Origin of the sequence: Acinetobacter ihumii, from assembly GCF_900625095.1 — a bacterium.
In the GTDB taxonomy this organism is placed as follows: Bacteria; Pseudomonadota; Gammaproteobacteria; order Pseudomonadales; family Moraxellaceae; genus Acinetobacter; species Acinetobacter ihumii.
In genome coordinates, this window is record NZ_LR130760.1 from 2,773,767 (window position 1) to 2,792,433 (window position 18,667).

The window sequence follows — 18,667 nt, forward strand, 5'->3', positions numbered from 1 at the left end:
TTTAAGGTAAATCATTTGAAACTAAACTTAAAGCTTGTTCAAGGCCCGATCCATTCTTTAGAAAAAGCCAAATTCAAAATACCCGTAAATCAAAATGTGGGGGGAATTGCTGCTGGGACTGCTTTTGCAGGTGTGCTGGCTGAAAGTAGTTCGTTGCTTACCAGTGCTCCTATACTAGTGTTGGCAGGTAAAGCTAAAGATGGCATTACGTTTACAGGGGAAATAGAAGGACATTCTTTACTGGGGCAATTTACGACGGCTCGTTTTAACGAAAATGATGAGCTTATTGCTGTAATTAATGACAAGCCTGTAGATGGACGTTATCAGGTCTATGCCATTCTTGATCCTAAATCTGGTTTGCTTTATATGATCTATGAAATGGGCCGTTCAATAAAAATGGGTTATAAAGCCATTATCAAGCAGATATTTTATTTTTCTTTAATTTCATGGATTTTTATTTCTTTTATATTTTTACTTTTTTTTATATTTGATTTTTCTTACAGTTTAGAAACTTTCTTTAAGTTAATTTCGTTCATCTTAATTATGTTGGTTATATCGATTGTTTTTTCTACTTTTGTTAATTATTTTGCGTTTCGTAAATCATATGAAAATTTTGGAACATTATCAGAGCAAATATTTGAGAAACTAGGTTTTGAATGTCCGGAAGAACAGGATTTTTATAATGAATTTTTAACTGATGATGGTGTTCAGATTAGTGTAATGAAATATCGTAATAAGTTAAAAGGTCAAGATCCTTATCCAGAAGATTATTTTGATAAGAAAAAAGTTAATGAATGATGACTGGTCTACAATTAAATCTAAAAAAGGTAGAAGGCCCAATCCATTCTTTAGAAAAAGCCAAATCTAAAATACTCGTAAATCAAAATGTGGGTGGAATTGCCGCTGGGACTGCTTTTGCTGGTGTACTGGCTGAAAGTAGTTCGTTACTTACCAGTGCCCCTATCCTAGTGTTGGCAGGTAAAGCTAAAGATGGCATCACGTTTACGGGGGAAACAGAAGGACATTCTTTATTGGGGCAATTTACGACCGCACGTTTTAACGAAAATGATGAACTGATCGCTGTAATTAATGACAAGCCTGTAGATGGACGTCATCAAGTTTATGCAATTATTGATCCTAAATCAGGCTTATTGTATATGATCTATGAAATGGGGCGTTCAGTAAAAATGGGTTATAAAGCCATTATTATGCAGACTTACTATTTTACATTGTTGTCATGGGGTTTCCTCTTTATTTTTATTTTATTTTATTTTTAACTTTTCCTATTCCATGAATACAATTTTATATTTTCTAGAGATTGTGGGGATTTCTTTATTTGTTTCTGTAGCAATTTCTGGTTTTGTTAATTATTTTGGCTATAGAAAGTCATATAAAAATTTTGGAGAATTATCAGAGCAGATATTTGAAAAACTAGGTTTTGATAATCCTAAAGAGCAGGATTTTTACAATGATTATTTAATTAATGATGGAATCAACATCAGTGTTATGGATTATAGAAAAAATTTAAAAGGTCAAGATCCCTATCCAGAAGATTATTTTAATCAGAAAAAATAAGCCACCGAAGTGGCTTCTTTACTTTAAGGCAATTACTGTACTGGTGAACCACCCAAGGCTTGCATCAAAGTGACATAAGCATTGTATTGGCTCTGTTTGGTGTTGACTAAGCTCAAACGGGCAGAACGTGTGGTTTCCTGTTGATCTAGCACATTTTTCAATGCCACTGCACCATTACGATAACGAACATCAGTTAAGCGTTCGGCTTTTTCAGCCAATTCCAGATTACGTTGTTGTAATTGGACTTGTTGGTTGAGTTGCGTCCGTGCCGAAAGTGCATTTTCTACATCGGCAAACGCTTGGTATAAAGTTTGACGATACTGAATAATCGCTTTTTCATAATCAAGCTGACTAATTGCAATATTCTTCTTCATATCATTATATTGCAAGAAAGGTAGGCTCAGATTTGCACCTAAGGTCAGTAAAGGATTTTTTACTAATTCGGTTAAAGAGGTGCTGCTTGCGCCTAAACTACTCGTTAAACTTATTGATGGATAATAACTGGCTGTAGTCGCATCTTTGGTTGCCAAACTTTCACGTAAACGGAGTTCAGAAGCTCTTAAATCAGGTCGACGCGATAAAATATCGGCAGGTAATCCCGCTGCAATTTGTGGTAAGTTGACTTGTGGCAGCCGTTGTGGCTCTTGAATATTTAATTGCTGTACAGGAATGTGCAATAACACCGCGATCGCAGTACGGGTCTCTACTAGACTTTGCTGAATTTGACTTAAATTGGCTTTTTGACTTTGAACTGATTGTTCAGCCTGAGTCAAATCCAGACCAGAAACTGCACCTGCTCGATATTGGCTATTGACGAGACTATATAATTTCTCAGAACTTGCCAGACTTTGTTTTGCTGTTGCAAGACTTTCATTGAGATAAGCCAATTGCCAATACAGTTTTGCGGTGGTTCCAATCAAGGTTTGAGCAGTGGCTTGTAAGTCTTGTTCAGTGGCGAGTGCTTCCCATTTAGAGGCTTCGGTTTGACGTGCTAATTTACCAAATAAATCTAATTCATAGCTAACCCCTGCACTTAAAGATAAACCTTGTGAGTTATCATTTCCCGAATTCAGGTCAATTCGATGCCCCGCAGAAACGCCAGAGCTTACTCTTGGCTCTTGTTGATCAGCAGCTAATCCTGCTCTTAAACGTGCTTGCTGGATGGCAATACCTGCAACCGCCAAGTCGGTATTTTTGGCAATGACTTGATCGACCAGTTGGTTCAGTTGTTGATCACCAAATAATGTCCACCAGCGATCTGCATAACGGTCAAAGTTTGAATTTTGAGTATTTTGATCATATTTAAACTGTTGCGGCGTTTGTACCGTTGGTGTTTGGTACGGTGTTTTAACCATAGCAGCACAACCCACTAAAGTGAATGAAGACAGCAGGAGTGCGCATACGTTTGTTAATTTAGATGATGGCATAATGCTTCCTTTTATTCTCTGGATAGTGCGGCAACAGGGTCAAGTTTTGCGGCATTTTTAGCAGGTAAAAATCCAAACACAACGCCAATCAGGGTAGAGCAGACAAATGCAGCGATAATGGAGGTCGTCGAGTACGCGACAGCAAAGTTACCCGCAGCGACTTTATTAATCAGTTGGCCTAAGCCCAATGACAATAGCACACCGAGCACGCCACCAATTAAGCACACCAAAATCGCTTCAATTAAAAACTGCTGCAAAATATCGCTTTGACGTGCGCCAACCGCCATACGCACCCCAATTTCCTGGGTACGTTCAGTAACCGATACCAACATAATATTCATCACACCAATACCGCCAACGACCAATGAAATCACCGCAATCGCCGATACCAATAAGGTCATGGTACTGGTGGTTTTTTCAATGGTTTGACGAATGCTGTCACTGTTCATGGTGAAAATATCTTGTTGACCATGTCTTAAGGTCAATAAATTCACAATGGCATTTTCCGCTGCGCTGGTCGAGTATTGATCATTAATCCGTACAATGATGTTACGCACATTGGCTTGACCGAGCATACGACTCATAACCGTAGTATAGGGCATATACACATTTAAGGTGTCATCTGAGCCCATTGCGCTGGCTTGTGGTTCTACAATCCCGATAATACGTGCAGGTACGCTGCCCAATAACACCACTTGACCAATCGGATTGGTGCCATCAGCAAAAAATTGTTTTTGGGTATTGCTGTCAATCACCACATCTTGTGTGCGGTCACGGACACTACGTGAATCAAAGCTTTGTCCATCTTTAAAGTTTAAACCTTTGACATCAAAGTAGTCGTTACCAACACCGTTAATGGTGGCATTGGCTTCATTTTCCTGATAACGAATGGTTTTGGATGTGCTGACCATTGGCGTTACAGCACTGACATACGGTTGTGTAGCTAAAGCATCCGCATCCGCAGGAACCAGTGTTTTAAAGTTCGCCGTTTTAGAGTTATCACCAAACCCACGCCCCTGAAACACAGTGATGGTATTGGTGCCTAGACTGCTAATATTTTCCAGAATTTGCTTTTGTGAACCATTGCCCAACGCCACAACAGTAACCACCGAAGCAATCCCAATGATAATGCCGAGCATGGTTAAAAAAGTACGCATACGATGCGCATTCATTGACAGTAGCGCCATTTGGAATGCTTCTGAAAGCCGATCCAGTGCAGAACGTAAAGCGGAAACACTTTTGCCTTTGGCTTGCTTGTTGGCAAGGGCAGGTGCTGCATCAGGATCTGTATTCAGTTCGGTTTCATATTCAGGCGTATTGGCGCGATCTGCAATAATTTGTCCATCACTGATTTCAATAATTCGTGTGGCATTTTTGGCCACTTGCATGTCGTGCGTGACAATAATGACAGTATGACCCGCAGCATTGAGTTCGCGTAAAATCCGCATGACTTCAACGCCACTATGCGAATCAAGCGCACCTGTGGGTTCATCGGCAAGAATAACGTCACCGCCATTCATCAGTGCACGCGCAATCGAAACCCGTTGCTGTTGACCGCCAGATAATTGACTTGGACGGTTTTGGGTTTTACTGCCTAAGCCGAGTTCAGTCAGTAAAGCTGTTGCGCGCTGTTTACGTTCTGTGGGATTGACACCTGCATAAACGGCAGGAACTTCAACATTACCTTCGGCAGTCAAATCACCGAGTAAATGATAACGCTGGAAAATAAAGCCAAAATATTCACGGCGTAATTTTGCCAAATCATCGGGTTCTAGTTGACCTGTTTCCTGACCATTGACTTTATAACTACCACTGGTCGGTCGATCCAGACAACCCAGAATATTCATCAGGGTTGATTTACCCGAACCTGATTGACCGACGATGGCCACTAACTCACCTTCATAAATGGTGAGATTAATGTCTTTTAAAATTTGAATGGTACTATCGCCAGCAGGGAACTCTCGTACCAGATTGCTGACTTCAAGCAAAGCGTTTTGAGTCATGCTTACATTCCCATTGGTCCACGACGACGGTTCCCACTATTGGCAGATGCAGCTGAGGTATCAGCACTATCGGCAATAACAACTTGATCCCCTTGTTTTAAACCTGCAATCACTTGGGCATTAACACGGTTATTAATGCCAATCAGCACTTGCTTCGGTTGAGCCGAACCATCTGCTTGTAACACGCGAACCACACTTAAGCTGGCTTTACCATTTTCAATCGCTTGTTTCTGTTCAGCGCTCAGGTTTAAACGTTCCAGACGAGGTGCATTTTTATCTCGTTCAGGTTTTTGTTCGGCTGTAGGGGCAGAACTTCCAGCAGATGGGCGATGTCCAGAACGATTTTGTGCACCAGCTGGACGGCTAGATAATGCAGAAGATGGAACCAGTAAGGCATTTTTGACTGAATCCAATACGATATAGACTTGGGCAGTCATATCAATACGTAATTTGCCATCTTCATTCGGCACATCAAATAAGGCATTGTAATAAATGGCGGTGCTGGTGCTACTGCTTGATGAACTCGATGAATTGCTTGATTCCGTTGCAATAGAATCTGGTGCAGGTTCAATCTGACGTAAAGTCGCATAACGCTTTTTATCGTCGCCAAGTGTGGTGAAATAGACCTGTTGGCCTTTTTCGACCTTCATGATGTCGGCTTCACTGACCTGCGCCTTGATGGTCATATTTTGTAATTTTGCAATTTTGACAATGGTTGGTGCAGACTGATTGGCGTTAACGGTTTGACCTTCTTCAGTCACGATCGCCACCACAGTACCATCTGTTGGTGCAACAATCTGGGTATAACCAATGTTGGTCTGTGCAGTTGAACGCGTCACTTTAGCCGATTCAATCTGGGCATTTAGCGCTTTAATTTGTGCCTGTGCTGTTTTATACGCAGCCTCAGCCGACTCTAATTCTGCTTTTGAGGTTGCATCTTGTGCATACATCTGTTGCTGGCGACGATATTCAAGTTGTTTTTCATTCAGGTTCGCTTCTTGCTGTAAACGCTGTGCCTCTAGGTTTTTAATATTGGCATCGGCAGTTTTTAAACTATTTTCCTGAGTAGTGGAGTCAATCTGTGCAATGAGTTGCCCTTGCTTTACTTCATCTCCCAATTGCACATACATTTTTTTAACCTGCCCTGATACCTGTGCACCCACACTAATTAAGCGTGTTGCGTCCAGTGTTCCTGTCGCCAGTACCGTATTTTCCAGATCGCCACGTGAAACTGTTTCAGTAATATACTGGGGTTGTTGTTGCTTGGGTTTAAAAAAAGTCCATGCAAGTGCAGCAAGAATTGCAACGCAAATTACAGCAATAATGACTTTGGAGGTTTTTATTTTTGGCATGTTGAGATCGCGAGTTCGGCATAAAGTGAAAATAGTATAAAAGTGAAATAAGGATAAAACGTGAATATTTTTATTTATTTAATGCAATATTGCAGAATGATTTTAATGTGAAAATAAGCTGGTTCCACACAGTTCAGCAATCGCTTGTTGAATCAGATGTTCAGGATTTTCATTAGACATGCCTTTAATTGCAGCATCAATCTGTAGCAGCAAAGTTGGCCAACTTAAAAACTGTTGGGGGTTTAAACGACGTAGGGCTTGTTGATAATGACCTACTTTGGTTTTCCAAATGCCAAGTTGTAATGCATTTTGTGGTTGTTCAAATAATTGCATCAACAGCCGCATTTCTTTGCTTAGGGTCCACAGAATTAAGCTATGGGGTTCACCTGAGGCCACCAGATACTGAAAAATTTTAATCGACTGCGCCAGATTGCCTTCCAGTAAAGCATCACTTAAATCATAAGTGGTGTAGCGGGATTGGTCTTGTAAGCAAGCGTAAAGCTGTTCAATCTGAATCAGGGCTTGATCTGGGAAAGTATCATTAACTCGCATTAAGCTATTTTTTGCAGCCAATAAATTATGTTCATGATGCTGCATCAGCCATGCCCACGCATCTTGATCCAGTTGAATCCCCAACTTTTCAGCTTCAATATTTAAAATACGCTGACGATCCTGAGGATATGCTGCCGTTAAAGCCACCACAACACCATTGGCTTCAACCGTCTGAAAAAATGCTGACTTTAAGCTAGAACTATCCTGTTTGGGTAAAACAATCAGCAACAGATTAGATTCATTATGTTGTAAATAACTTTTGAGTTGCTTTAATCCGTTGGCATCAGGTTTGATATTGCCATGTACTTCAATGGCAAGCTGTTGTGAAAATAGAGAAAGACTATTGAGTGCATTAAACACCGTTTTCCAGTCATTCACATTCGCAATGTCATAACGCTGACGTTCAATATCCTGCTGTTGCCAGCTTTTGCGAAAATGATCCAGTAAATTTTGCTCAAGCAAAGGTTCCTGCCCGTGCAAAATCCATGCGCCACGCGCTTCTGAAGCACGCTTTAACGCTTGTAGATAATCCAGTTTCATAACAACGGCTTGAGATTAAAATACATCTAAGGCGTTGTATTTTGTGTCGTGGCTTTAGGAAGACGATTGGCAGAAATTTGACGAGCAATCTGTTGGGCAATGTCATCAATCACAATACGATCCAGATAACTTTCTTCCTGATTTTCAGTGTTCACTGTTGCCAGATCATACTGATAGCTACGCGCTGCGGTTAAGGTACGTGGAGCGGTTATAGCATTTCCTTGCTGATCTTCAATCTGGAAGGTTACGGTCAATCGTAATAAAACTTCAGTGAGTTTTCCATTGAGGAGCTGACGACGCGGCGTATATTCAAGCACACGTAAGACGTAGGCATCATTGGCATTGCTGAGTTGTACGCCACTGGCAGCCAAATAAACACTGAGCTGTTTTTCCAGTTCGTCAGTGTTGTCAGGAAAAGCCAGATTAAGTTTTTGATAAACCAGAGGTGCGGAGCGAGGATCAGTTCCTTTTAAATGAAAGCCACAACCCACCAGACCTGCACTTAAGCCTAAAGTGAGGATCACTGTTGCTATACGTTGAGCCAAATGCATGCTTTATCCTCATGGTATTCCAAATGATTTGGAATCTTTAATTTTTAAAATTCACGATATTTTAAAATCAAAGCCCATTGAATGACAACGGGCTTTGTTTGGGTTTTGTTCCAATCACACGACCAAATTCACCAATTTATTGGGTACTACAATTTCTTTTTTACTTGGGCCGGTCAGGAATTGTTGAACTTCTGGTAAAGCTTTAGCTTGTGCCAAAAGCTCATCTTTTGAAATATCAATGGAAACTTCCAACTTACCACGTAATTTACCATTCACCTGTACCACAATGGTTTGGGTATTACGCGTCAATGCGGATTCATCCACCACTGGGAAAGTGACTTGAACTAAATCCACACCAAACTGAGTCAATAAAGTCTGACTTAAATGTGGTGCAAATGGTGCAAGCAAAATCAGCAGGGTTGTAATCGCTTCACGTAACACCGCAACATCATTATCATTTTGTGCTTCAAATTTGTTGCTGGCATTGAGGAGTTCCATCAATGCTGCAATAGCGGTATTAAATGCATGACGACGTTCAATGTCGTCACCGACTTTCTGAATGGTTTCATGGGTTTTACGACGTAAATCTTGCGCATCTTTTGATAAATTTGCAGTGTCGATAGCCGTTGCTGGATTGCCTTTTTCAAGGAAACTGGCCACTAAACGCCAAACACGTTTTAAGAAACGATTTGCACCTTCAACACCGGCATCTGACCATTCCAAAGACTGATCGGGTGGTGCAGCAAACATCATAAACACACGTGCGGTATCTGCGCCGTATTGGTCAATGATGGCTTGTGGATCAATTCCGTTATTTTTCGACTTGGACATTTTTTCTTGTCCGCCGATCACCACGTCCTGACCATCGCCTGAATATTTTGCAGACAGGATTCGACCTTTTTCATCTTTTTCTAACACGATGTCAGCAGGATTGAACCAAGTTTTCTTCCCATTTTCTGCTTCACGATAGAACGTATCAGCCAACACCATGCCTTGCGTCAGCAAATTGGTAAAGGGTTCATTGCCTTGTACCACACCTTCATCACGCATCAATTTATGGAAGAAACGTGCATACAGTAAATGTAAGATTGCATGTTCTACACCACCGATATATTGGTTCACAGGAAGCCAGCTTTGTGCCGCTTCAGGTTTGACCATTCCCCCTGTAAAATCAGGTGAGGCATAACGTGCGTAATACCAAGATGACTCTACAAAAGTATCTAGCGTATCGGTTTCACGACGTGCATCACCACCACAGCTTGGACATTTGGTTTGGTAAAACTCAGGCATTTTGTTCAATGGATTACCTGAACCATCTGGAACCACATCAGTTGGCAGTACCACAGGTAATTGATCTTCTGGAACAGGTACTTGACCGCACTTTTCACAGTTGATCATTGGAATTGGACAACCCCAGTAACGCTGACGAGAAACGCCCCAGTCACGTAAACGGAATTGAACCTTCGCGTTTGCCAAAGCGTGCGGTTCTAATTTTGCAAGGAAAGCATCAAATGCCGCCTGAAAATCTAAACCATTAAATTCACCAGAATTAACCAATTTACCTTCTTTAGAGCCGTACCATTCTTGCCACTCAGTTGCTGAATATTCAGCATCATCAGCACCTTTGGCATCAATCACTTGTTTGATTGGCAAATTAAACTTATTGGCAAATTCAAAATCACGCTCGTCATGTGCAGGGACTGCCATTACAGCGCCAGAACCGTATGACATCAAGACATAGTTGGCAATCCAGACAGGCAAATCTTCACCAGTCACAGGGTGTTTCACAAATAAACCAGTTGCCATGCCTTTCTTTTCAGCAGTTGCTAAATCTGCTTCTGCCACTGAACCCATACGGCATTCTTCAATAAATGCCGCCAGTTCAGCGTTGCCTGCTTCTGATTGGAGGGCAGCAGCTTTTAATGCCAATGGATGCTCTGCTGCAACGGCAACATAAGTCACGCCCATTAAAGTATCAGCACGTGTGGTATAAACGGTTAAGCCATCGGCGTAGATTTCAGTATTTGCTGAAGGAAAAGTAATTTCCATGCCCGTTGAACGTCCAATCCAGTTGCGCTGCATGGTCAAGACTTGTTGTGGCCAACCGTCTTTTAGCGTCTCTAAATCGTCTAATAATTCTTGTGCATAATCAGTAATGCGGAAGTAGTACATTGGAATATCGCGTTTTTCCACCAATGCACCTGAACGCCAGCCACGACCATTTTCAACTTGTTCATTGGCTAAAACGGTTTGGTCAACAGGATCCCAGTTCACGGTTGAAAGTTTACGATAGATTAGACCTTTCTTATAAAGCTGAACAAATAACCATTGTTCCCAGTGATAATATTCAGGTGTACAGGTCGCAAATTCACGATCCCAATCGACAGATAAACCTAATTTTTTGAGTTGATCGCGCATATAAGCGATATTTTCAAAGGTCCATTTGGCAGGAGCTACCTGATGGGCAATTGCTGCATTTTCAGCAGGTAAACCAAAGGCATCCCAACCCATCGGTTGTAATACAGTTTCGCCTTTTAAACGGTGAAAACGGCTAATGACATCCCCAATAGTATAGTTACGCACATGCCCCATATGCAGTTTGCCACTTGGATACGGGAACATCGACAGGATATAGCGATGTTTGCCTTCAACAGTGTCTGCAACTTTAAATGCCTTGCGAGTTTCCCAGTCAGTTTGTACTTGAAGCTCGATGGCACTTGCTTGATATTCGGGGTCAATGTGAGATGTAGTCATAAACGTATTAAGGACAACAAAAAGTTAAAAAAATATTGCTGCACAGCATAGCGCAAAATCAAAAAAAAAGCGCATGTTGTATGAGGGATTTTGTGCACGATATAAAAAAACAGACCCAGAATTTATCATGGTCTGTGTTTTATTTAATATTGAAGCATGGTGTTTAGACTGCTCGATTTGTCGCAGGTGCCACACTTGGTGTGGTTTGTTCTGATTTTGGCATAAGCTGTGGAGCATTATTCACTGGTGCGGATGGCTGATTTTTTGTGCCATTTTCAGAATGGGTTGGGTTTTGCTGATGATTTGATTCATTATTTTGACTAGGACGCGAGGTCTGTCCGTAAGTCTTCACTTGCCCCTGTTTTTTTGAACCTTTGGGTGGTGGGGTGGTGGTGTAATGGGTCGAACCTTTGCTGTCCACCCATTTATAATATTGTTCTGCATGATTTTGAGTGGCAAGTAGCATCAGGCCTGCCACGACGGCACATTGTCCAATAACAAACACTTTACGACGATAACAGACGTGTTGGGCCATAGCTTAAACTTCCATGAGCAATAACCTGATTTCACTAGGAAAAGGCTGTAAAAAAAATAGAGAGATCGTATTGTAAATCATACGCTCTAAATTGCGCCAAATGAATGAAAATGAAAAGAGCAAATACGATCAATGGTGTAAATAAATCGATTAATATTTAGGGTCTGTTGACATTTCACAGATGCTTGCGACAATGGGTGTTTTTTAGGCGATACTAGGCAGGAATGAGGAAATTTAGTCATTCTAAATGACTCATTGCTAACGACGGAGCGTCAAAAAACACCCTTGTTCCGAAGGATTATCGCTAAAACTTCCATAAACTTCGTTATTAAACTTGGCAAGGGAGTAACCATTCCCTTCGTTTAATGCCTTGTTTCTGTAGTTTTAGCTGATAACGCAATGCGTGGCTGAAATGTCAACAGACCCTAATTAAATTGGTTTAAAAATATACACACAAAAAATAAACGGCAAAAAGCGAACATTTCGCCTTGACATTAATAGGTGAAACATAAAAAATGTTCGCTTTAGTTTTATATGCCTTTATTCGATCACCCTTCGAATAAATGTCATGGTGTGTAATGGACATTCTCTCTAGCCGAGAGGGTGATTTTGCTCAAGTGCTGTTTATCCCAACAGTTCTTTAATGAAGCTGAAACAACTTATACGGTGCTCAGTTTAGAAATTTTTCCTATTACAGCAAAAACTTGGAAGTATGTGTGCTATAACAGTGCAGAAAGTAAATGAATGACACACTATTTATGTCTCCCATAAATGGTGCAAAAGACTAGGGTGAATCACGTTGGAACTTTTATCTGGTGGTGAAATGCTCGTTCGCGCACTTGCGGATGAGGGCGTTGAGCACGTTTTTGGATATCCAGGCGGCGCAGTTTTGCATATTTATGATGCGCTTTTTCAACAAGACAAAATTAATCATTACCTTGTACGCCATGAACAAGCCGCAGGCCATATGGCTGATGCTTATTCGCGCGTAACAGGTAAAACAGGTGTGGTGCTGGTCACCTCGGGACCAGGCGCAACCAATACCGTTACTCCAATTGCTACAGCGTATATGGACTCAATCCCAATGGTGATTTTGTCTGGTCAGGTTGCAAGCCATTTAATTGGAGAAGATGCGTTTCAGGAAACTGACATGGTTGGTATTTCCCGTCCAATCGTTAAACACAGTTTTCAGGTGCGCCACGCCAGCGAAATTCCTGCCATTATTAAAAAAGCATTTTATATCGCTTCAAGTGGTCGTCCGGGACCTGTTGTGGTTGATATTCCAAAGGATGCAACCAATCCTGCTGAAAAATTTGCCTACGAATATCCTGAAAAAGTGAAGATGCGTTCATATCAACCGCCTTCACGTGGACATTCGGGTCAAATTCGCAAAGCCATTGATGAACTGTTATCTGCGAAACGTCCAATGATTTATACGGGCGGTGGTGTGGTTCAGGGCAATGCGTCTGCATTATTAACCGAATTGGCACATTTGCTTGGCTATCCTGTAACCAATACCTTGATGGGCTTGGGAGCCTTCCCGGGTAATGACCCACAATTTGTGGGCATGTTAGGTATGCATGGGACTTATGAAGCCAATATGGCGATGCATAATGCGGATGTCATTTTAGCGATTGGTGCACGTTTTGATGACCGTGTAACCAATAACCCTGCTAAGTTCTGTCAAAATGCCAAAGTCATTCATATTGATATTGACCCAGCAACCATTTCCAAAACCATTATGGCGCATATCCCAATTGTGGGAGCAGTTGAGCCAGTGCTTCAGGAAATGTTGGCTCAACTCAAACAAATGAATGTTTCTAAGCCAAATCCAGAAGCGATTGCAGAGTGGTGGTCACAAATTAATGAATGGCGTAAGGTTCACGGCTTGCGTTATGAAGCTGCTCAAAATGGTGAGATGAAACCACAACAAGTGGTTGAAGCATTGGATCGTGTCACCAATAGCGAAGCAATTATTACCTCTGACGTAGGTCAACATCAGATGTTTGGTGCTTTGTATTATAAGTACAAACGTCCACGCCAATGGATCAACTCGGGTGGCTTAGGCACCATGGGCGTAGGTTTGCCATATGCAATGGCGGCCAAACTTGCATTCCCAGAGCAGCAAGTGGTGTGTATTACGGGTGAAGCATCGATTCAGATGTGTATTCAGGAATTATCAACCTGTAAGCAATATGGCTTAAATGTCAAAATTCTGTGTTTGAATAACCGCGCTTTAGGTATGGTTAAACAATGGCAGGACATGAACTACGAAGGTCGTCATTCAAGTTCTTATGTTGAATCATTACCTGACTTTGCCAAGTTGATGGAAGCCTATGGTCACGTGGGTATTACCATTGAGCATGCAGATGAACTTGAGTCTAAATTAGCTGAAGCGATGGCAATTAATGATAAATGTGTCTTCATTAATGTCATGGTCGATCGCACTGAGCATGTTTACCCAATGTTGATTGCAGGTCAGTCTATGCAAGACATGTGGTTAGGAAAAGGGGAGCGTACCTAATGAGACATATTATTTCTGTACTCGTTGAAAACGAAGCTGGTGCGCTTTCTCGCCTTGTGGGTTTGTTTAGTCAACGTGGTTATAACATTGAGACATTGAATGTTGCGCCTACCGAAGATGAAACTTTATCTCGTCTGACCTTAACCACCTATGGCGATGATCACAAGATTGAACAAATTACCAAGCAACTGAATAAATTGGTTGAAGTGGTGAAGGTGGTTGATCTTTCAGAAGGCGCACATATTGAGCGCGAGTTGATGTTGATCAAAGTCAAAGCACTGGGTGCTGCTCGTGCTGAAATTAAACGTACGGCTGATATTTTTCGTGCGCAAATCGTAGATGTCACACCGACCACTTATACGATTCAGATTGCAGGAACAACCGATAAATTAGATGGTTTTATCGATGCGCTTGCAGAAAATACGATTTTAGAAGTTGTTCGTTCGGGCGTCTCTGGGATTGCACGTGGCGAAAAAGTATTAACGATTTAAAGTGTGCTCAATTCTTGATTAATCATGCATGCAAGAATTGAGTGCTTGAAAAGATCTGTCCTTGTAGAACAAGGGAAATGAAAAAATTTTAGTGGAGACAACAGATGCAAATTTTTTACGATAAAGACTGTGATTTATCTATCATCCAAGGCAAAAAAGTAGCAATCATTGGCTATGGTTCACAAGGCCATGCGCATGCGCTTAACCTCAAAGATTCTGGCGTTGACGTGACTGTAGGTTTACGTGCGGGTTCAGCATCTTGGAAAAAAGCTGAAAATTCAGGTCTTAAAGTATCTGAAGTTCCAGCTGCGGTTGCTCAAGCTGACTTAGTCATGATCTTGACGCCTGATGAATTCCAATCTCAACTTTATCATGATGTAATTGAACCAAACATCAAAGAAGGTGCGACTTTAGCCTTTGCTCATGGCTTCTCTGTTCTTTATAACCAAGTTGTTCCACGTAAAGACTTAGACGTGATTATGATTGCACCTAAAGCACCAGGTCATACCGTTCGTTCAGAATTCCAACGTGGTTCTGGTGTACCTGACTTAATTGCCATCCACCAAGATGCTTCTGGTAATGCACGTAATGTTGCGCTTTCTTATGCTTCAGGCGTAGGTGGCGGTCGTACTGGTATCATCGAAACTTCTTTCCGTGAAGAAACTGAAACTGATTTGTTCGGTGAACAAGCAGTTCTTTGTGGTGGCGCGGTTGAGTTGGTGAAAATGGGCTTCGAAACTCTGGTTGAAGCAGGTTATTCTCCTGAAATGGCGTATTTCGAATGCTTGCACGAACTTAAACTGATCGTTGACTTGATGTTTGAAGGTGGTATTGCGGATATGAACTATTCAGTGTCTAACAACGCTGAATATGGTGAGTATGTGACTGGCGTTGAGGTAATTAACGATCAATCACGTGAAGCGATGCGCAATGCACTTAAACGTATTCAATCTGGTGAATATGCGAAGATGTTTATTCAGGAAGGTGTGTTGAACTATCCTTCTATGACTGCACGTCGTCGTCAAAATGCAGCACATGGCATTGAAGTGACTGGTGCTAAATTACGTGCGATGATGCCTTGGATCCAAGCAAACAAGATTGTTGATAAAGAAAAGAACTAAGTTTTAGTTTGATGTGAGAAAACCCTTGTTGATACAAGGGTTTTTTCTTGGAAACGATATGACCTAAGTTTTGCTATTACCTCAATGGTGAGAGTTACTTTCTTAAGCCCTCGTGAGGATTGTATTGAATAATATCGCGCCCGAAGAAAAGAGTTAATTTCTGAGATTTATAATCTGAAAACCATGCAACATTCTGGGTTTTTTTGAATCACAAATTTGATGGAAACACGTGATTTAATTCATGAAATTATAGAAAATTGTGCTTTTATTTTATTGATTTTAAAGATCAAAAAACTTGACCTTCATGTGGATAGTGGTATTGTGGAAGAAGATAAAAATATTTGATGAATAGACGATTGTTGTGATGAAAAAATCTACTGTTTATCTAATTTTCCACACATAAAAACAAGCATCCTAATAAGCATGGAAGTTTTGTATGGTACATGTAGATTATAACTATACCTTTGTATTTGGTTCAGTTTTAGTCGCTATTATAGTGTGCTATGTTGCTATTTCCATGGAACAATTAATCTTTAAAGAGACTTATAAACACTTTGAAAAGTTAATTCTTATTATCAGTAGTCTTATTTTAGGTTTTGCAATTTGGTCAATGCACTTTGTTGGCATGTTCGCTTGTCACCTCCCTGAAGGACATTCTTTTAATTTAGGTCTAACCGCACTGTCTTATGTTATTGCTGCTGTGGCTTCATTGTTTGCCCTGTGGTTAACATCGCGTTCGACTTTACCCGTGCCGCGCTTGGTCATTGGTTCAGTACTGATGGGTTTGGGTATTTCAGGGATGCATTACACCGGAATGATGGGGTTAGTCATTCAAAATCATCGTTTAATTTACGATCCTCTCATAGTGGTATTTTCAGTGTTAATCGCGGTAAGTGGCTCTGGTTTGGCTTTTTTTCTCTTTTTTAAATATAAAAATGCTATTGGTAAAAAGTTGGGCTTAAAACTGGCAATTGCAATCACAATGGCATTAAGTATTGTTGGAATGCATTACACAGGGATGGCCGCCACGACTTTTTCCTCAAGTCATCATAGTCCGATTTTAATGGGCTATGAAGCGGGTCAGGGTTTATTGCTTTTTACCATTATTTTTGTAACGAGCCTAATTCTGGTTGCAGGCTTTTGTGTTGCAGTGTTAGAGCTTAGACTTGAAGAGCGTAATCAGGCATTATCTCAACTAAACAAAGAACTTGCAGGACTTGCAACCAAAGACAATTTAACCAAATTGCCCAATCGTTTGTTTTTGGTCGATTATGCGCAGATTATTTTCGCAGACCATCGTTTAAAAGATCAAAAAATTGCTTTTTTATATCTCGATCTTGATCGTTTTAAATCGGTAAATGATGCTTTTGGTCATCATATTGGGGATCAACTTTTAATTCAGATGGCAAACCGGATTCATATCCGTCTTAATGACCGAACTAAATTTTTTAGAGTGGGTGGAGATGAATTTTTACTAATTATTGAAAATAGCAGTGCTGAGGAGGCCATCCAACTCGCAGAAGAAATTTTGCTCCAAGTTCAAGAAACTTATTTGATTACCGGCAAAGAAATTAATATATCGGCCAGTGTGGGAGTGGCTATGTATCCTGAGCATGGTGGAAACTTACAGGATCTGTTAATCAATGCGGATGCTGCCATGCTTCTTTCCAAGGAACAGGGAAGAAATACCTATACTTTGTTTAATTATACCAGTGAGCAAAATGAGGCCAAGAGTCAATCCAAACTCATTAATGATTTGTATAAAGCGGTGGATGATCAACAGTTTGTATTGTTTTATCAACCTAAATTCACGATTAATCAGGAAATTTGTGGTGTTGAAGCATTGATTCGCTGGCAACATCCAACCATGGGATTACTGACGCCGCAAATGTTTATTAATGGCGCAGAAAAAACCGGATTGATCATTCCAATGGGCTATTGGGCATTGGAGCAGGCATGCAAACAAATCCGTGAATGGGTGGATACCAAAGTTGCATTTTATCCAATTGCGGTGAACCTCTCAGCCATTCAATTTGAAAATAAAAAACTTTTTAGCACACTCGAAAATTTAATTGAAAAATATGCGATTCAGCCAGATCACTTGATTATTGAAATTACTGAATCTACTGCAATGCGACATATAGATATGAGTATTCGCACCTTTGAACGCTTACGTGAAATGGGGATTCAAATTGCAATTGATGATTTTGGTACAGGGCATTCCAGTTTCCTCTATTTAAAAGATTTACCTGTCGATGAATTAAAAATTGATCGTGGATTTATTGTGAATTTAGTGCCAGGCTCCAAAGAAGAAATTATTCTTGAAAGTATTATTCAGCTTGCTACGAAACTTGGATTACGTGTGACCGCAGAAGGAGTGGAAACCCCACAACAAGCCGCTATTCTTCATCGTTTGGGATGTCATCAGTTGCAAGGTTATTTATTAGGAACACCGGTTTCAGTCGATCATCTCTCTATCTATAAAGAAACCCATCACTTTGTTTGAAATGATTAAGCGATAGCAAAACAAATTTTTTTCATTCATCAAGTTCTATTTTAGAACCATGATGCTATAGTCTTAAAGTTAAACTGGTCGATAGCGATTTTAAATAGAGCATTGTACATTTCGCCAGCAAAGATCACGTTTAAATATGGATGATTTATACTTTAAATTGAAGTTTTTAACTGTACATAATGAGGAGATTGGCCTGATGGACTTAAAGAAAATGACAGGTTTAGAAATCATGCAGGCATTTGCACAGGGTTTATTTCCAGCTCCGGGCATTGCTAAAACCATGCCAATGCAACCGCTTGAGGTCGAACATGGTCGCATTGTATTTGAAGCGATTGCCGATGACCGACATACTAATCCTTTGGGAGGTGTCCATGGCGGTTTTGCAGCTACAGTACTGGATTCGGTGACAGGGTGTGCCACTCATACTGTTTTGGCAGCAGGCGAAGCCTATGGCACCACAGACTTAGCCATTAAAATGTGTCGTCCAATGCCATTTAATCAAAAACTGATTGCAGAAGGAAAGGTGATTAACATTGGAAAAAATCTAGTGATCTCAGAAGGTTATTTACGCGATGAAAATGGCAAACTATATGCGCATGCCACAGCGACCAATATGATTATTCGTACTCAGTAGCCCCGTTTTCAATCAACTCCAATATTAAAATGTTTTAAAAATAAAAAACTTAAGATGAATAAAAGCAGGGTTGGAAGGTTGTTTTCAACTTTG

At 40.7% G+C, this 18,667-nt stretch carries 13 protein-coding genes and 1 pseudogene; 7 read left to right on the forward strand and 7 right to left on the reverse strand.

Annotation, left to right across the window (positions count from 1 at the left end):
• Positions 1–15: 15 nt before the first annotated feature.
• Together E0D95_RS13100 and E0D95_RS15880 are read left to right on the forward strand one after the other, a co-directional pair.
• A complete protein-coding gene (locus E0D95_RS13100) occupies positions 16–798 on the forward strand; it encodes a putative type VI secretion system effector (protein ID WP_130804319.1) in 783 nt (260 codons plus the stop codon).
• Positions 798–1,575 (forward strand): annotated as a pseudogene (locus E0D95_RS15880) (putative type VI secretion system effector). Before E0D95_RS13100 ends, E0D95_RS15880 begins: the two are co-directional and overlap by 1 nt.
• 32 nt (positions 1,576–1,607) lie before the next feature.
• Here the strand turns inward: E0D95_RS15880 and E0D95_RS13115 are convergent.
• The 7 genes from E0D95_RS13115 to E0D95_RS13145 form a co-directional block, all read right to left on the reverse strand.
• Positions 1,608–3,002: an efflux transporter outer membrane subunit gene (locus E0D95_RS13115; RefSeq protein WP_130804325.1), complete on the reverse strand. Its 1,395-nt coding sequence runs from the start codon at positions 3,000–3,002 to the stop codon at positions 1,608–1,610.
• An 11-nt stretch (positions 3,003–3,013) separates the two neighbouring features.
• Positions 3,014–5,005, reverse strand: a complete 1,992-nt coding sequence (locus E0D95_RS13120) for a MacB family efflux pump subunit (RefSeq protein ID WP_130804327.1) — start codon at positions 5,003–5,005, stop codon at positions 3,014–3,016.
• A gap of 2 nt (positions 5,006–5,007) precedes the next feature.
• Complete coding sequence (locus E0D95_RS13125; protein ID WP_130804329.1) at positions 5,008–6,357, reverse strand: MacA family efflux pump subunit; 1,350 nt, start codon at positions 6,355–6,357, stop codon at positions 5,008–5,010.
• A 102-nt stretch (positions 6,358–6,459) separates the two neighbouring features.
• On the reverse strand, positions 6,460–7,449 hold the full coding sequence (gene holA, locus E0D95_RS13130; RefSeq protein ID WP_130804331.1) for a DNA polymerase III subunit delta: 990 nt from the start codon (positions 7,447–7,449) through the stop codon (positions 6,460–6,462).
• A 26-nt stretch (positions 7,450–7,475) separates the two neighbouring features.
• Complete coding sequence (gene lptE / locus E0D95_RS13135; protein ID WP_130804333.1) at positions 7,476–8,000, reverse strand: LPS-assembly lipoprotein LptE; 525 nt, start codon at positions 7,998–8,000, stop codon at positions 7,476–7,478.
• Between the two features lie 114 nt (positions 8,001–8,114).
• The gene (gene leuS, locus E0D95_RS13140) at positions 8,115–10,754 is read right to left on the reverse strand and encodes a leucine--tRNA ligase (RefSeq protein WP_130804335.1); all 2,640 of its coding nucleotides are present in this window, start codon (positions 10,752–10,754) and stop codon (positions 8,115–8,117) included.
• A gap of 163 nt (positions 10,755–10,917) precedes the next feature.
• The gene (locus tag E0D95_RS13145) at positions 10,918–11,289 is read right to left on the reverse strand and encodes a DUF4124 domain-containing protein (protein ID WP_130804337.1); all 372 of its coding nucleotides are present in this window, start codon (positions 11,287–11,289) and stop codon (positions 10,918–10,920) included.
• Between the two features lie 799 nt (positions 11,290–12,088).
• Between E0D95_RS13145 and E0D95_RS13150 the strand changes: the two genes are divergently transcribed.
• From E0D95_RS13150 to E0D95_RS13170, 5 genes are all read left to right on the forward strand, one after another.
• The gene (locus tag E0D95_RS13150) at positions 12,089–13,813 is read left to right on the forward strand and encodes an acetolactate synthase 3 large subunit (RefSeq protein ID WP_130804339.1); all 1,725 of its coding nucleotides are present in this window, start codon (positions 12,089–12,091) and stop codon (positions 13,811–13,813) included.
• Complete coding sequence (gene ilvN, locus E0D95_RS13155; RefSeq protein ID WP_004990873.1) at positions 13,813–14,304, forward strand: acetolactate synthase small subunit; 492 nt, start codon at positions 13,813–13,815, stop codon at positions 14,302–14,304. Before E0D95_RS13150 ends, ilvN begins: the two co-directional genes overlap by 1 nt.
• 104 nt (positions 14,305–14,408) lie before the next feature.
• Complete coding sequence (gene ilvC, locus E0D95_RS13160) at positions 14,409–15,425, forward strand: ketol-acid reductoisomerase (RefSeq protein WP_130804341.1); 1,017 nt, start codon at positions 14,409–14,411, stop codon at positions 15,423–15,425.
• A 436-nt stretch (positions 15,426–15,861) separates the two neighbouring features.
• Positions 15,862–17,931, forward strand: coding sequence for a bifunctional diguanylate cyclase/phosphodiesterase (locus E0D95_RS13165; RefSeq protein ID WP_130804343.1), 2,070 nt, complete (start codon positions 15,862–15,864; stop codon positions 17,929–17,931).
• A 205-nt stretch (positions 17,932–18,136) separates the two neighbouring features.
• Positions 18,137–18,574, forward strand: coding sequence for a PaaI family thioesterase (locus tag E0D95_RS13170; protein WP_130804345.1), 438 nt, complete (start codon positions 18,137–18,139; stop codon positions 18,572–18,574).
• The last annotated feature ends 93 nt before the right edge of the window (positions 18,575–18,667 follow it).

Excerpts from the sequence above, each read along its gene's own strand:
- E0D95_RS13115 (WP_130804325.1), bottom strand. The coding sequence starts at position 3,002 with ATGCCATCATCTAAATTAACAAACGTATGCGCACTCCTGCTGTCTTCA.
- E0D95_RS13120 (WP_130804327.1), bottom strand. The coding sequence starts at position 5,005 with ATGACTCAAAACGCTTTGCTTGAAGTCAGCAATCTGGTACGAGAGTTC.
- E0D95_RS13125 (WP_130804329.1), bottom strand. The coding sequence starts at position 6,357 with ATGCCAAAAATAAAAACCTCCAAAGTCATTATTGCTGTAATTTGCGTT.
- holA (WP_130804331.1), bottom strand. The coding sequence starts at position 7,449 with ATGAAACTGGATTATCTACAAGCGTTAAAGCGTGCTTCAGAAGCGCGT.
- lptE (WP_130804333.1), bottom strand. The coding sequence starts at position 8,000 with ATGCATTTGGCTCAACGTATAGCAACAGTGATCCTCACTTTAGGCTTA.
- leuS (WP_130804335.1), bottom strand. The coding sequence starts at position 10,754 with ATGACTACATCTCACATTGACCCCGAATATCAAGCAAGTGCCATCGAG.
- E0D95_RS13145 (WP_130804337.1), bottom strand. The coding sequence starts at position 11,289 with ATGGCCCAACACGTCTGTTATCGTCGTAAAGTGTTTGTTATTGGACAA.
- ilvN (WP_004990873.1), top strand. The coding sequence starts at position 13,813 with ATGAGACATATTATTTCTGTACTCGTTGAAAACGAAGCTGGTGCGCTT.
- ilvC (WP_130804341.1), top strand. The coding sequence starts at position 14,409 with ATGCAAATTTTTTACGATAAAGACTGTGATTTATCTATCATCCAAGGC.
- E0D95_RS13165 (WP_130804343.1), top strand. The coding sequence starts at position 15,862 with ATGGTACATGTAGATTATAACTATACCTTTGTATTTGGTTCAGTTTTA.
- E0D95_RS13170 (WP_130804345.1), top strand. The coding sequence starts at position 18,137 with ATGGACTTAAAGAAAATGACAGGTTTAGAAATCATGCAGGCATTTGCA.